Here is a 13,932-nt window from a genome sequence, read left to right on the forward strand (position 1 = left end):
CAAGGTGTGATGTCGAATGAAGTGGATTTCTATCCATTCTAAAAAACGTTTACGAATTTTATATGTGTTGTTTATGTGTGTAGCAGCGGCAATTATTATTCGATTGTTTTTTTTGCAAGTGTTAGATCAAAAAGAGCTAACGCAAAAAGCGGAAGAAAACTGGGATCGAGAAATTCCATTTGCGAATGAACGAGGGCATATTACAGATCGCGATGGTAAAAGCATTGTGACAAATAAACTAGCACCAACCTTATATTTTATGCCTGCCCAAAGCAAAGATATTGAGGGAGCAGCCGAAAAAATTGCACAAGTTTTAGAGGTGGATAAAGCAAAGCTGCTTGAGAAGATGCAGAAAAAGGATTACTTAGTTAAACTAGCACCAGAAGGCAAAAATATTCCATATGAAAAAGCCGTGGAATTGCAGGGTATGCAGATTGAAGGGCTATATAGCGGTGTAGATTACTCCAGAGATTACCCTTACGGTACAATGCTTTCACGGTTTTTAGGCTTTACAGGCTATGATGCGCAAGGCTTAGCTGGTATTGAATATGAATATAATAAGTTTTTAACAGCGAATTCATCTGCCATTCGTCTTTTTACAGATGCTAAAGGCAATAATTTGCCTAATGTTGCAAGTGCTTGGAAGGCAGGAGAGGATGGTGCAACGATTGAGTTGACCATTGATGTGGATGTGCAACAGGTTGTTGAGCGTGAGCTATCACAGGCGATGAAACGTTATGATGCTGATCAAGCATTGGCTATTGCGATGAATCCAAATAATGGTGAAATTGTTGCATTAGCGTCCTATCCAACTTTTCATCCTGCTGACTATCAATTAGTAGAGCCTGCTATTTATAATCGAAATTTACCTGTATGGATGACATATGAGCCAGGCTCTACTTTTAAAATTATTACGTTGAGTGCAGCATTGGAAGAGGATGTAGTCGATTTAGAAAATGATACATTTTATGATCCAGGCTATACAATGGTTGCTGGTGCAAGGCTTCGCTGCTGGAAGCGTGAGGGGCACGGGCATGAAACGTTTTTAGAAGTTGTAGAAAACTCCTGTAACCCTGGCTTTATTGAGCTAGGGCAACGACTAGGCAATGAACGCTTGCTGCAATATATTAAAGATTTTGGCTTTGGTCAAAAAACAGGCTCTAATATTGCCGGTGAAGCTTCAGGTATTTTATTTTCAAAGGAAGCCTTTGGACCAGTGGAGCAGGCTACAACATCATTTGGGCAAGGGGTAGCTGTTACACCGATTCAACAAGTGCAAGCGGTAGCTGCGGCAATTAATGGAGGCAAGCTATACACGCCATATGTTGTGAAAAAGGTTTTTAATCCGAAAACAGGAGAGGTTATTCAGGAAACAAAGCCGACTGTGAAAAATCAGGTAATTCGTGAGGAAACTTCTGCAAAAGTTCGAGGCGCGCTGGAATCAGTAGTAGCAAAAGGCTCAGGGCGGCAAGCCTTTCGAGAGGGCTTACGAATTGGTGGTAAAACAGGAACAGCACAGAAGGTTGAGGATGGTCGCTATAAAAGTGGTGAATATATTGTATCCTTTATTGGCTTTGCGCCAGCAGATGACCCACAAATCGTCGTTTATGTAGCAGTTGACAATCCAAAAAAGACAACACAATTTGGTGGTGTTGTAGCAGCACCTATTGTTGGGCAAATTATTGAGGACGTTGCACCTTTTGTTGGTATTGAAAAATCAAAGGAACAGCTTGAAAAGGATTATCGTTATGGTGATCCAATTACTGTGAAGGTACCAAATTTCATCGGTCAAACAAAGGATGATATTGCCAAGCAATTTTATCCATTCCGTATAGAATGGCATGGAGAGGGCACGAAAATTGGCAATCAGTTACCTGAGGTGGATAGTGTTATCAAACAAGATGGTACCATTCATTTATATTTGGAGAAGTAATATAACTTTACCTTTAAAAAATGGGAAAGAACCACTATTATTATGAAGGGTAGTAATAAATACAATGAAAGTTTATGCTTTTTTCCAAAAGAAGAAAGTGAAACAAGATTTAAAGGAGATTTTTCAATGAAACTCGCAACAACACTTACCATTTTAGCTCTTGCTTTTATAGTAACAGTTATCCTAGCACCAATTAGTATTCCGCTTCTTCGCCGTCTAAAATTTGGGCAAAGTATTCGTGAAGAAGGGCCAAAATCCCATATGAAAAAAGCTGGTACACCAACAATGGGAGGTATTATTTTCTTACTTTCTATCATCCTAACAACTGTTGGTGTAGGTAGCTTTTTAGACTTATTAACAACCCAAACCGTTGTATTATTATTAGTATTAGCAGGGTTTGGATTAATCGGTTTATTGGATGATGGCTTAAAGGTTGTGTTTAAACGAAATTTAGGATTAACGTCACTTCAAAAGCTGATTGGTCAAATTGTCATTGCTATTCTTGCTTACTTCCTTCTGTATGTTGGAGCGTTTGATACAACACTTGCGATTCCGTTTACAGAGTGGACAATTGATCTTGGAGTTTTCTATGTAGCCTTTTTAATTTTCTGGTTAGTAGGCTTCTCCAACGCAGTAAATTTAACAGATGGTTTGGATGGATTAGTGGCAGGAACGGCTTCTATTGCTTTTGCAGCATTTGGTGTTATTGCATTATTCCAAAGCCAAGCAGATATCGCTTTATTTACATTTGCTGTAACAGGTGCATTATTAGGCTTTTTACTGTTTAATGCTAATCCAGCAAAGGTATTTATGGGTGATACAGGTTCATTAGCATTAGGCGGCGCATTGGCAATGGTATCTGTCTTAGTGAAAGAGGAGTTTTTACTATTGTTAGTGGGCTTGGTGTTTGTTATCGAAACATTATCTGTTATTTTGCAGGTAGGTAGTTTTAAGCTTCGAAAAAAGCGTATTTTTAAAATGAGTCCTATCCACCATCATTTTGAATTATCAGGGTGGTCAGAATGGAAAGTAGTGCTTGTGTTCTGGTCAACTGCCCTAGCAGTAGCATTGATTGCAGTTTTATCGGAGGCGTTTTAATGAAAAACTATACGGATTTACAACATAAAAAGGTACTTGTGTTAGGTTTAGCAAAGAGTGGTGTGGCAGCTGCTGAAATTTTACATGAACTAGGCGCCTTTGTCACAGTCAATGATTCAAAACCATTTGATGAAAGCCCAGATGCACAAGGGCTATTACAGAAAGGGATTACAGTTATCTGTGGTCGCCATCCTGAGGATTTACTTGATGAGGGCTTTGAATTAGTAGTGAAAAACCCAGGAATTCCTTATAGTAATCGCATTGTGGCAGATGCAATTAGCCGAGAGATTCCTGTATGGACAGAGATTGAATTGGCTTATTTAATTAGTGATGCGCCATTTATTGGTATTACAGGTTCGAATGGTAAAACAACAACAACAACATTAATTTTTGATATGCTTGATAAAGGTAGTAAAAACCCTTTGATTGCGGGCAATATTGGAACAGTTGCTTGTGGCGTTGCAAAGGAGGCAACAGAGGATAATATTATTGTAACAGAATTATCCTCGTTCCAATTGATGGGAACACAAACGTTTAAGCCTAAAATTGCTATTTTAACAAATCTATATGATGCACATCTTGACTATCACGGCACATTTGATAATTATGCACAAGCAAAGTTTGCTGTGACGTGCAATCAAGATGACAGCGATTATTTTATTTATAATGCGGACCAAGCGATTGTGGCAGATTATGCAACACAATCAAAGGCACAAAAAATTCCGTTTAGCGTGAATGGACGGACAGCACATGGCATTAGTGCCGATGATACAACGATTTACTGGCAAGGCGAACCATATATGGAACGTGCAAATATTGCCTTGCCAGGTAAGCATAATTTAGAAAATATTTTAGCATCTATAGCAGCCTGCATTTTAGTAGGCTGTGACAAAGAAAAAATGGAAGAAGTGCTAGCAACATTTGGTGGCGTAAGGCATCGTACCCAATTTGTGCGTGAGTGGAATGGTCGTAAGATTTACAATGACTCTAAAGCAACCAACTGTTTAGCGACAAAGAGTGCATTAGACGCATTCGAAGCACCTGTTATTTTACTAGCAGGCGGCTTAGACCGAGGACATTCTTTTGAGGAATTACGCCCTTGTATGCATCATGTGAAGGGTGTTGTCGCATTTGGCGAAACGGGTTTACGTTTTGTAGAGTTTGCGAAATCATGCGGCGTTTCACAAACAGTTATCGCGCAAAATGTAGAAGATGCTGTGCATTATGCAGCACCGATGTCTGCAGAGGGTGATGTGATTTTACTCTCACCAGCATGTGCAAGCTGGGATCAATATGACAGCTTTGAAATACGCGGCGATGTTTTTATTGATGCTGTAATGAAGCTGTAATGACCCTGTAACTATTTTAGAATATACTTGACTTGGAAGGATGGCATTACTGAGAGGGAAAGAAAGCTATTTATTGCTCGTCACAACTTTGATGTTATCAATAATCGGCATTATTTTCGTCTATTCTGCAGGTACTTATTGGAGTGCCGTTCATTATAGTGGAAAAATGCCGTTTTATATGAAGCAAAGTGTCTATTTTATAGTTGCGATTATTGTGTTTTTAATCACAACTCGCTTGAAAATTTTAAGAGAGCAGTCCTTCTGGAAAATGGCCTATATATTTTCGCTTATTCTACTTGTGCTAGTGTTAATACCTGGTATTGGACTTGTACGAAATGGCTCTCAAAGCTGGATTGGTGTAGGCCCTTTAACGATTCAGCCAGCAGAGTTAGCGAAAATTACAGTCATTGTGTACTTGAGCCATATATTGGCACAGCATAAAACAGGTGCGCCCGTTGTAAATTGGCGTCATGGCTTAGTGCTGCTGTTACCTGTTGCACTCATTATGTTGCAGCCAGACTTTGGCTCTGTATTTATTCTCGTTGTTTCAGTGTTTTTATTATTTTTTGTGGCAGGTTATCCATTAAAGCTGTATGCCATTATTATGCTAGCTGGCATTGCTGGATTAGTAGGAATGATTGCAACAGCACCGTATCGACTTAAACGCATAGAGGCATTTCTTGATCCTTGGGCTGATCCGCTGGTAAGTGGATTCCAGGCAGTTCAATCACTCATGGCGATTGGACCAGCTGGTATTTTTGGACATGGCTTTGGTCAAAGCCGTCAAAAGTTTTTATACTTACCAGAGCCACAAAATGATTTTATTTATGCCATTATTCTAGAAGAGATTGGATTAATTGGTGGGCTTGTTATTTTGGCACTTTTTGTACTGGTGATTTATGCAGGCTATAAATTTGCTGTACAGGCTAAAACACGAACATCCTATTATGCCATTATAGGGCTTGTCACAATGCTGATGGTGCAGGCATTTCTTAATATAGCTGTTGTGATTGGTTTAGTGCCAGTAACAGGTGTAACATTGCCTTTTATTAGCTATGGCGGAACATCTTTAGTAACAATGTGGTTAATAATAGGTATTATTTATCAATTAGCGAAATAAATATAAAGGAGGGGTACTTTTTGGAGAAAGTAATTGATATAGAAGATCGTATACCTACGCTAAAAAAGCGACGAAAAAAGCGTACAAATCGGAAATTTATCGTGCTCATATTACTTTTCTTTATTGTTTTAGGGGTACTCCTTTATTTTCAATCTCCATACAGCGATATTAAGAACATAACTGTCAATGGGGCTAAGCTTGTAGATGAACAATATTATGTGGAGGCAAGTACACTTGCGCCGGGTAAATCGATGTGGGGCTTCAAAGTAGAAGATATTGAGAAGCGCTTACAAAAGGATAAATGGGTAAAAGAGGTACAAGTTAAGCGTAAGTGGCTACAGAGCGTAACAATTGATATTAAAGAATGGAAAAAAGTTGCGTACTTAGCTGGTGATGGCACCTATTATCCATTGCTTGAAAACGGTCAACGCTTTGAGCAAGCAGGTAATGATAATCCCATTGATGCACCTGTTTTTATCGGTATAGCTGGCGAAAAAACGATTCAGAAGCTTGTCGAACAGCTAGCACAGTTAAAGCCAGAAGTATTAGCTTTAATTTCTCAGGTTAACACAAATAATAATGAAACGAATCCAAATGCAGTGAAGCTTTATATGAATGACGGCTATGAAGTGCGAGCGGTTATTCAAACATTAGCGGAGAAGTTAAATTATTACCCCTCAATTGTAGCGCAAATCGCAGATTTAGAAAAAGGTGTGATTGATTTAGAGGTTGGATCGTATTATCGTCCCTTTAATGAGGAATACAACAAGGTAGATATCAATATGGAGACCACTGCAGAAGGGGAAATGGTTAACCAGGAAGTGACAGAAGATGAACAACAAGAAGAATAGCAAGGGTAGCTTTTTCACAAGAAAACAATTTGAATTATTGCTTGTATGCATTACAACAGGGTTTATTATTGGCTATTCATACAACCAGGCGCAAGATAAACGTGAGGCAGGTGCAATTGATTCAGAGCTTTTTGAACAAGAAGAGTCATACCGTGAGGAGCTTATTGCACAGCAGGAACGCAACAAAGAGCTTTCAGAGGAACTAAATAGTTTGCAGGAGCAAATTCGGGAATATGAGCAATCCCTTGCCTCAGATGAAAAAGCCTATAAAAAGCTAGTGGAGCAAGCAGAGGATTTACGATTATTGCTTGGTGAATTAAATAGTGAAGGGAAGGGCGTGCGCATTACACTGCAAGATGGTGACTATGATCCGAAATCTTTGAACCCTAACGACTATATTGTTCATGAGAGCCATGTTTTTAAATTGTTAAATGAGTTAAAAATTTCAGGTGCTCAAGCGATTGCTATTAATGGGCAACGTGTAATGGCAAACTCCTATATTCACTGCAATGGTCCAGTGATAACGATTGATGGTACACAGCATCCTGCTCCATTTGTTATTGAAGCGATTGGTAACGCTGAAACATTAATGGCTTCTTTAAACCTAAATGGTGGTGTAGTCGACCAGTTATTAAATGATAATATCGTGGTGTCGTTAGAAGAAAGTCAAAAGCTTACAATGCCAAAGGTAAAAGTAGAGAGCTAAGGACAAGCTCTTGTTTACAGTTCAATCTTAGCCTCCGAATAAGTGGCAGAAGAGTTTAGGGTCGTATCCTAAGGAGGCATACGATACGTCTAGGAGGGGCTATTTTGCAAAGAAATATGTATACCCGAATAACGATCGTGCTATTTATTATCGGTTTGATGATAGCGGTACAATACAATACCATACAAAAACCAGCTGAGCGAGATACACGAGATATTTGGGCAATCAGAGAGGAATTAGCACAAGAAAAACAACGACATTCCACATTACTAGCAGAAATTCGCTCACTGCAGGAAGTAGTGGATCGCTATGAGCAATCTGAAAAAGTAAATCAGCAAGCGGCTTTAACGGAAACATTAAAGCGTTTAAAGCTTCAAGCAGGCCTAACAGAAGTTACTGGGCCGGGGGTGATACTTCGCGTTGAACCCGCAGCTGAGTTAATAGCAATGGGTTACGAAATAAAAGAAATTTCACCAGATTTATTAACACAATTATTAAATACATTATTTAAAAATGATGCCACAAGTGTTTCGATAGACGGAAATCGTGTTGTCCAAACAACTGCTATTCGAGATATTAATGGAAGGACAACTGTGAATAGCACGCCATTGTCCTCACCACCATTTGAAATTTATGTTGGGACAAGCGATTTTAAGGCAGCACAAAAAATGTATAATTCATTGCAAGCCTCAACATTTGTTGATTCGTTTTATCTAGATAATTTTAAATTAGTGATTGAAGAGCCGAGCGAACAGTTACAAATACCAGCATTTGATCAGCCATTGACAAGTGATTATTTAGCAGAGGTAAAAAAAGGAGATTAATATATGTGGCTACCATTTTTAGGTTTGATATTTGGACTTGCTCTGGGCTTATTAACAAATATACAAATCCCCTCTATGTATGAAAGTTATCTGTCAATCGCTGTGTTAGCAGCTTTAGATACATTATTTGGTGGTATTCGTGCACAATTACAGCAAGTATATGATGATAAAGTATTTCTATCAGGATTCTTTTTTAATATTATGCTAGCAGCAGGATTAGCCTTTTTAGGTGTTAATTTAGGAATAGATTTATATTTAGCAGCAATTTTCGCTTTTGGTGTACGTTTGTTCCAGAATATAGCAATAATTAGGCGGATTTTACTAACTCGATTAGATGAGAAACATCACAAAAAGAAGAAAACTACCGTAGAATAAGAGAAAAATTGACCAAAATACTCGATTTGCTTAGACATTACGCTAAATTTACAATAGAATGAAAATAAGAGCATTTTTCAAGGAGGTGCAGCGAATTGAATCAGCAAGATTTATACATTTCTCTTGATATAGGGTCGTCCTCTATCAAGGTATTAATCGGTGAAATGAGCGACGGACAGTTACATGTAATTGGCGTCGGAAATGTAAAGTCGAATGGGGTTCGAAAAGGGGCAATTGTTGATATTGATGCAACAGTTCAATCTATTCGAAAAGCAATAGAACAAGCCGAACGAATGACAGGATATCAAATTCAAGAAGTCGTTTTAGGTGTTCCTGCTAACCAGACGATGTTACAGCTAGTTAAAGGTGTTGTCGCTGTAAATAGTGAAAACAGAGAAATTACAGATGATGATTTAGACAGAGTAGTAGAATCTGCACAAGTCATGTCGATACCTCCTGAACGTGAATTAGTGAACATCATTCCAAGACAATTTATTGTGGATAATCTTGATGAGATTAAAGACCCTCGTGGCATGATTGGCATCCGTCTTGAAATGGATGCAACAATGATAACGACATCCAAAACGCTTTTACACAATGTTCTGCGCTGTGTTGAGCGGGCTGGTTTAAGTATACGAGAAATATATTTACAGCCATTAGCATCAGGCTACTTTGCTTTAACGGAAGACGAAAAAAACCAAGGGACTGCCTTTATTGATATAGGAGGTGGCTCTACAACAATTGCGGTGTTTGAAGAGGGATTGTTAACGCATACAGGTGTTATACCAGTCGGTGGTGATCATATAACGAAAGATATTTCAATTGTTTTAAAAACACCAACAGAACAAGCAGAGCAAATTAAACACCAATTTGGACATGCCTTTTATGACGATGCATCTGATGATGAAGTTTTTGAAGTACCGATTGTGGGTACAGATTCTACTGACCAGTATAGCCAGCGTTATATATCAGAAATTATTGGTGCTCGTTTAGAGGAATTATTAGAGCTAGTGATTGATGAATTAGCACGTTTAGGTGTTCGAGATTTACCTGGTGGCGTTGTTTTAACAGGTGGTGTTGCAAAGCTTGAAGGTATCGCACAATTAGCACGTCAAATTCTACAAACGCGTGTAAGAATCTATACACCCGATTATATTGGCGTTAGAGAGCCTTCATTTGCGACGGCAGTTGGACTTATTCGTTACGCCCATTTAGAAGATGATTTTTACGGTAAGAGTACGAATACGCAGCCTGTTGAATATGCAGTTGTAGGAGCTCAAGCAGCTACACCTAAAAAGCAAGAGTATTCTGCACCTTCAGAACCAAAAGAAAGCGTAATCGGGAAAGCAAAAAAATTATTCGATAAGTTTTTTGATTAACTAGAATGCGTAATGAATGATACAGAGTCGAGTTACCGTGGGAGGAAAAAGAGATGTTAGAATTTGATACAAGTGTTGATGAACTTGCAGTAATAAAGGTCATAGGTGTCGGTGGCGGCGGTAACAACGCTGTCAATCGTATGATTGAGCATGGTGTACAAGGCGTTGACTTTATCGCAGTGAACACAGATGCACAAGCATTAAATTTATCAAAGGCGGAAGTAAGGCTACAAATTGGTGCTAAGCTAACGCGTGGGCTAGGCGCAGGAGCAAATCCTGAAGTAGGTAAAAAAGCCGCAGAAGAAAGCCGAGAGCAGCTAGAAGAGGTACTGCGTGGCGCAGATATGGTCTTCGTAACGGCTGGTATGGGTGGAGGAACAGGTACTGGTGCTGCACCAGTCATTGCTCAGATTGCTCGTGAATTAGGAGCCCTTACAGTAGGTGTTGTGACACGTCCATTTACTTTTGAAGGTCGTAAACGTCAAACACAGGCAATCGGTGGTATTGGCAGCATGAAGGAGTCAGTGGATACATTAATTGTTATTCCGAATGATAAGCTCCTACAAATTGTCGATAAATCTACACCTATGTTAGAAGCATTTAGAGAAGCTGATAATGTTTTACGTCAAGGTGTGCAAGGTATTTCAGATTTAATTGCAACACCTGGTCTTATTAACTTAGACTTTGCAGACGTTAAAACAATTATGTCTAATAAAGGTTCAGCATTAATGGGGATCGGTATTGCCACAGGTGAAAACCGAGCTTCTGAAGCAGCAAAAAAGGCTATTTCAAGTCCATTGCTTGAATCGTCCATTGATGGTGCGAAAGGTGTCCTCATGAATATTACAGGTGGCTCGAATCTTAGCTTATTTGAAGTACAGGAGGCAGCAGATATTGTAGCCTCTGCATCAGATGAAGAAGTAAATATGATTTTCGGTTCTGTTATCAATGAAAATCTAAAAGATGAAATCATTGTAACTGTTATTGCAACTGGTTTTTCAGAGGAAGCTTTACAGCAGCAACGCAATACACCGAAGCCATCGCTTAATGTAAATAGACAATCTGCTCCACAGCAACAGGCTCCTATTCGTGAACAACGACAAGAAATGCCTACACAACAAGAGCAGCCACGTCAAAATCAACAAAATTATGCACAAGACGATATGCTTGAAGTACCAGCATTTTTACGCAATCGTAAAAATCGCGGATAACTTCAATAAATAACTTCTAGAAAGCTTGTAATTTACATATGTAAATTATGAGCTTTTTATATTTGCCACAATGATGTTCAAACATGTAAGGAAACCATGTTTTTTGTCAAAACATTTTCTGAAAATGATGCGATTGTTTGACAATATTTGTGGGAGGAACATGCTAACTTTGTAAGTAGGAGGCGGCTGTTATGTATGGAGAATGGCTGGTGCTCATTAATACACTTTTTAATCTAGCAATACTTATGTTTACAGTAAGAGTAACAGGCGTTGTTGTTAAACATTCAAGATTATTAATGAGTTCGATTTGCAGTAGTTTAGTAGCTGTCATTGGCGGCCAAACGCTGTGGACAACGGTGCTAAGCTTTCTATTATTAATTGGTATAGCTTTTCAATTCAAGCTTCGAAGTTTTCAAAAGCAAGGACCTATTGTTGTAACAGCAACTATTGTAATTGGCGGTTTGTTAACAGCTTTACAACCTTATTTAAAAAATCTAGCTGTTGCTCATTTTATTATGATTTGCTTTGTGCTTGCAGTGGCGAATCTCGTCTTGTTTTATAAACAATGGGGTTTCGTTAAGCTTGAACGCTTAAGTGGTCAGTTTGTCTTTGATACGACATTGAAAATTTTTGGCGCAGCCATACCGCTATCTGCCTTTGTTGATACAGGCAATCAAGCGATTGAACCACTTTCAGGAAAACCTGTTCATTTTGTTTCTTATACAGCTTTACGTCCACATTTACCCGCAGCTTTCCGCAAATCATTAATAGAGTGGCAGGAAACAGACCCATACAATGTATCCATGTTTGCAGAAGATTACCAGCGTTATATCCGATTTATTCATGTTAATACCGTACAGCAGCAAAGCGTTGTACTTGGCTTTCGTTTTGATGAATGGCATATCAAGGGAGAGCCCTCACAAGTGAAAACAAATGAATATATCGTGTTAACCAAAAAAGCTAAAAATTTTCCGCATAGCACAGCAGCAATTTTACATTTTTCAGCGCTTTCAAATAACTCATAGAGGGGGAGAACGATTGCTTCTTAGGCTACTTGCTAGCTTGAAAAAATTATGGAGTAAGTTTCGAAGTCGTGAAACGTACTATATAGGGGGAAATGATTCATTGCCAGTGCCACTAAGTCGAGAAGAAGAAGTTACAGTGATTGCATCCTTTATGAACGGTGATTTACGAGCTAGAGATACACTAATTGAACGCAATTTGCGTCTTGTTGTTTATATTGCTAGACGTTTTGATAATACAGGTACGCCAATTGAGGATTTAATTAGCATTGGCTCCATTGGATTAATCAAAGCGATTGAAACATTTAATACAGATAAAAATATTAAACTTGCAACCTATGCATCACGCTGCATTGAAAATGAAATTTTAATGCACTTACGAAAAACAAGCCGTATGAAAGGTGAAGTTTCATTAGATGAACCACTCAACTCCGATGCAGATGGAAATGAATTATTATTATCGGATATTTTAGGAACAGAAGAGCATATTATTTTAGATAATGTAGAGAAAAAAATCGAACGTCAGCATATGTTCCATGCGATTAATTTGCTTGGTGCACGTGAACGTTATATTATGGAATGCCGCTTTGGACTAAACGGTAAAGCGGAAATGACACAAAAAGAGGTTGCCGACCATTTAGGTATATCTCAATCCTATATTTCCCGTTTAGAAAAGAAAATTATTCAAGATTTACGTGAAAACTTAAATCAACCGATATCATAGAAAGGGAATTTTACCCTACCTAAAATTGGTCATAGCTTTTGTGCATATTCTTGTTGCTCTCGGACAAACTGATGTCACGGTTTAGTCAGAGAATAACATCCGGAGGAATCGAATATGCGAACAAAAGTAGATCTTTGCGGCTTAGATACATCGACTTTGCCAATTTTAAAGCACGAGGAAATGAAGGAGCTCTTTATCCGTTTGCAAGCAGGGGAAACGGAAATTCGAGAAGAGCTTGTCATGTGCAATTTAAGGTTAGTGCTAAGTATTGTTGGTCGATTTGCCTATCGAGGTGAACAGGCAGATGATTTATTTCAAGTAGGGTGTATTGGCCTTATGAAAGCCATTGATCATTTTGATTTAAAGCATAATGTACGGTTTTCGACATATGCTGTGCCAATGATTATTGGTGAAATTCGTCGCCATCTGCGTGATCATCATGCATTGCGAGTTTCTCGCTCCTTAAGAGATATAGCCTATAAAGCAATGCAGGCAAAAGAGCAATGGATAACTGATAATTTGCGAGAACCTACGATTGAAGAAATTGCCGAAATGATTGATATGAAAAAAGAAGATGTGTTATTTGCTTTAGATGCTATTCAAGACCCTGTTTCATTGCAGGAACCTATTTATTCAGACGGCGGAGATGCTGTTTATATGATGGACCAATTGCGTGATGATGATGTATCAGAGGATCAATGGGTTGCCTATGTATCGGTGAAGGAAAGCTTACAAAAGTTAGATGAACGTCAGCAAATGATTGTGGCAAAGCGTTTTTATTACGGTGAAACACAAACTGAAATTGCCAAGGAGTTAGGGATTTCACAAGCACAAATCTCACGCCTAGAAAAAAATGCGATTGAAACAATGCAAAAAGATTACAAATAAAAAAATGCGCATCCGATTATTCGGTGCGCATTTTCTCTTCATTCAATGAACAATTGATACATAAATATAAAGAGATAGCAACGTTTTAGAATGGAAGTAGATGGTAATAGATAGAGGAGGGATGTTAGTGCGATTCTCAATGTTGCAGCAAAAAGAAGTAATTGAAGCAGGGAATGGACGTTTTATAGGGTTTGTTGTAGATGCTGAAGTATCAAAGGAAACAGGCTATGTTACCGCATTTTTAATTGCTGAGCCTCGTAAATATTTGGGCTTTTTTAAAGGGGAGGAATCTGTGAGAAAGGTATATATGAAGGATGTGCTTGTCGTCGGCAAGGACGTTATTTTAGTGAAGGCACTTTCTTAAGACAAAAGATTCGTTTTTTATGCATGCTAATGCTGATATAGGTCAGGCTATTCATTGATAAATCAACCATTGCTTGTTACAATAAGAG

General features: G+C 38.5%; 14 protein-coding genes. All 14 read left to right on the top strand.

The window, feature by feature from the left end; translation table 11 throughout:
* The first annotated feature begins 16 nt into the window (after nucleotides 1-16).
* Nucleotides 17-1,933, top strand: coding sequence for a stage V sporulation protein D (locus MHB42_RS04560; RefSeq protein ID WP_340804634.1), 1,917 nt, complete (start codon nucleotides 17-19; stop codon nucleotides 1,931-1,933).
* A 126-nt stretch (nucleotides 1,934-2,059) separates the two neighbouring features.
* Nucleotides 2,060-3,031: a phospho-N-acetylmuramoyl-pentapeptide-transferase gene (mraY, locus tag MHB42_RS04565; RefSeq protein WP_340804635.1), complete on the top strand. Its 972-nt coding sequence runs from the start codon at nucleotides 2,060-2,062 to the stop codon at nucleotides 3,029-3,031.
* The gene (gene murD / locus MHB42_RS04570) at nucleotides 3,031-4,380 is read left to right on the top strand and encodes a UDP-N-acetylmuramoyl-L-alanine--D-glutamate ligase (protein ID WP_340804636.1); all 1,350 of its coding nucleotides are present in this window, start codon (nucleotides 3,031-3,033) and stop codon (nucleotides 4,378-4,380) included. Before mraY ends, murD begins: the two co-directional genes overlap by 1 nt.
* 40 nt (nucleotides 4,381-4,420) lie before the next feature.
* Nucleotides 4,421-5,500, top strand: coding sequence for a putative lipid II flippase FtsW (ftsW, locus tag MHB42_RS04575; RefSeq protein ID WP_340804637.1), 1,080 nt, complete (start codon nucleotides 4,421-4,423; stop codon nucleotides 5,498-5,500).
* A gap of 20 nt (nucleotides 5,501-5,520) precedes the next feature.
* Complete coding sequence (locus MHB42_RS04580; protein ID WP_340804638.1) at nucleotides 5,521-6,351, top strand: cell division protein FtsQ/DivIB; 831 nt, start codon at nucleotides 5,521-5,523, stop codon at nucleotides 6,349-6,351.
* Nucleotides 6,332-7,057: a DUF881 domain-containing protein gene (locus tag MHB42_RS04585; RefSeq protein ID WP_340804639.1), complete on the top strand. Its 726-nt coding sequence runs from the start codon at nucleotides 6,332-6,334 to the stop codon at nucleotides 7,055-7,057. Before MHB42_RS04580 ends, MHB42_RS04585 begins: the two co-directional genes overlap by 20 nt.
* Before the next feature lie 104 nt (nucleotides 7,058-7,161).
* Nucleotides 7,162-7,881, top strand: coding sequence for a DUF881 domain-containing protein (locus tag MHB42_RS04590; RefSeq protein WP_340804640.1), 720 nt, complete (start codon nucleotides 7,162-7,164; stop codon nucleotides 7,879-7,881).
* Nucleotides 7,882-7,884: 3 nt separating this feature from the next.
* Nucleotides 7,885-8,256: a small basic family protein gene (locus tag MHB42_RS04595; protein WP_340804641.1), complete on the top strand. Its 372-nt coding sequence runs from the start codon at nucleotides 7,885-7,887 to the stop codon at nucleotides 8,254-8,256.
* A gap of 95 nt (nucleotides 8,257-8,351) precedes the next feature.
* Entirely contained in the window at nucleotides 8,352-9,635 is a 1,284-nt protein-coding gene (gene ftsA, locus MHB42_RS04600; RefSeq protein ID WP_340804642.1) for a cell division protein FtsA, read from the top strand.
* A gap of 53 nt (nucleotides 9,636-9,688) precedes the next feature.
* Entirely contained in the window at nucleotides 9,689-10,846 is a 1,158-nt protein-coding gene (gene ftsZ, locus MHB42_RS04605) for a cell division protein FtsZ (protein ID WP_340804643.1), read from the top strand.
* 191 nt (nucleotides 10,847-11,037) lie between these two features.
* A complete protein-coding gene (locus MHB42_RS04610; protein ID WP_340804644.1) occupies nucleotides 11,038-11,871 on the top strand; it encodes a sigma-E processing peptidase SpoIIGA in 834 nt (277 codons plus the stop codon).
* A gap of 13 nt (nucleotides 11,872-11,884) precedes the next feature.
* Nucleotides 11,885-12,592, top strand: a complete 708-nt coding sequence (sigE, locus tag MHB42_RS04615) for an RNA polymerase sporulation sigma factor SigE (protein ID WP_340804646.1) — start codon at nucleotides 11,885-11,887, stop codon at nucleotides 12,590-12,592.
* 114 nt (nucleotides 12,593-12,706) lie between these two features.
* Nucleotides 12,707-13,480, top strand: coding sequence for an RNA polymerase sporulation sigma factor SigG (gene sigG / locus MHB42_RS04620; RefSeq protein WP_004227313.1), 774 nt, complete (start codon nucleotides 12,707-12,709; stop codon nucleotides 13,478-13,480).
* A gap of 121 nt (nucleotides 13,481-13,601) precedes the next feature.
* Nucleotides 13,602-13,844 (top strand): PRC-barrel domain-containing protein, encoded by a 243-nt coding sequence (locus MHB42_RS04625; RefSeq protein ID WP_340804647.1) that lies wholly within the window; start codon nucleotides 13,602-13,604, stop codon nucleotides 13,842-13,844.
* Nucleotides 13,845-13,932 lie beyond the last annotated feature (88 nt).

This window comes from Lysinibacillus sp. FSL K6-0232 (assembly GCF_038008325.1).
Lineage (GTDB): Bacteria > Bacillota > Bacilli > Bacillales_A > Planococcaceae > Lysinibacillus.

Excerpts from the sequence above, each read along its gene's own strand:
- MHB42_RS04560 (WP_340804634.1), top strand. The coding sequence starts at position 17 with ATGAAGTGGATTTCTATCCATTCTAAAAAACGTTTACGAATTTTATAT.
- mraY (WP_340804635.1), top strand. The coding sequence starts at position 2,060 with ATGAAACTCGCAACAACACTTACCATTTTAGCTCTTGCTTTTATAGTA.
- murD (WP_340804636.1), top strand. The coding sequence starts at position 3,031 with ATGAAAAACTATACGGATTTACAACATAAAAAGGTACTTGTGTTAGGT.
- ftsW (WP_340804637.1), top strand. The coding sequence starts at position 4,421 with ATGGCATTACTGAGAGGGAAAGAAAGCTATTTATTGCTCGTCACAACT.
- MHB42_RS04585 (WP_340804639.1), top strand. The coding sequence starts at position 6,332 with ATGAACAACAAGAAGAATAGCAAGGGTAGCTTTTTCACAAGAAAACAA.
- MHB42_RS04595 (WP_340804641.1), top strand. The coding sequence starts at position 7,885 with ATGTGGCTACCATTTTTAGGTTTGATATTTGGACTTGCTCTGGGCTTA.
- ftsZ (WP_340804643.1), top strand. The coding sequence starts at position 9,689 with ATGTTAGAATTTGATACAAGTGTTGATGAACTTGCAGTAATAAAGGTC.
- MHB42_RS04610 (WP_340804644.1), top strand. The coding sequence starts at position 11,038 with ATGTATGGAGAATGGCTGGTGCTCATTAATACACTTTTTAATCTAGCA.
- sigG (WP_004227313.1), top strand. The coding sequence starts at position 12,707 with ATGCGAACAAAAGTAGATCTTTGCGGCTTAGATACATCGACTTTGCCA.
- MHB42_RS04625 (WP_340804647.1), top strand. The coding sequence starts at position 13,602 with ATGTTAGTGCGATTCTCAATGTTGCAGCAAAAAGAAGTAATTGAAGCA.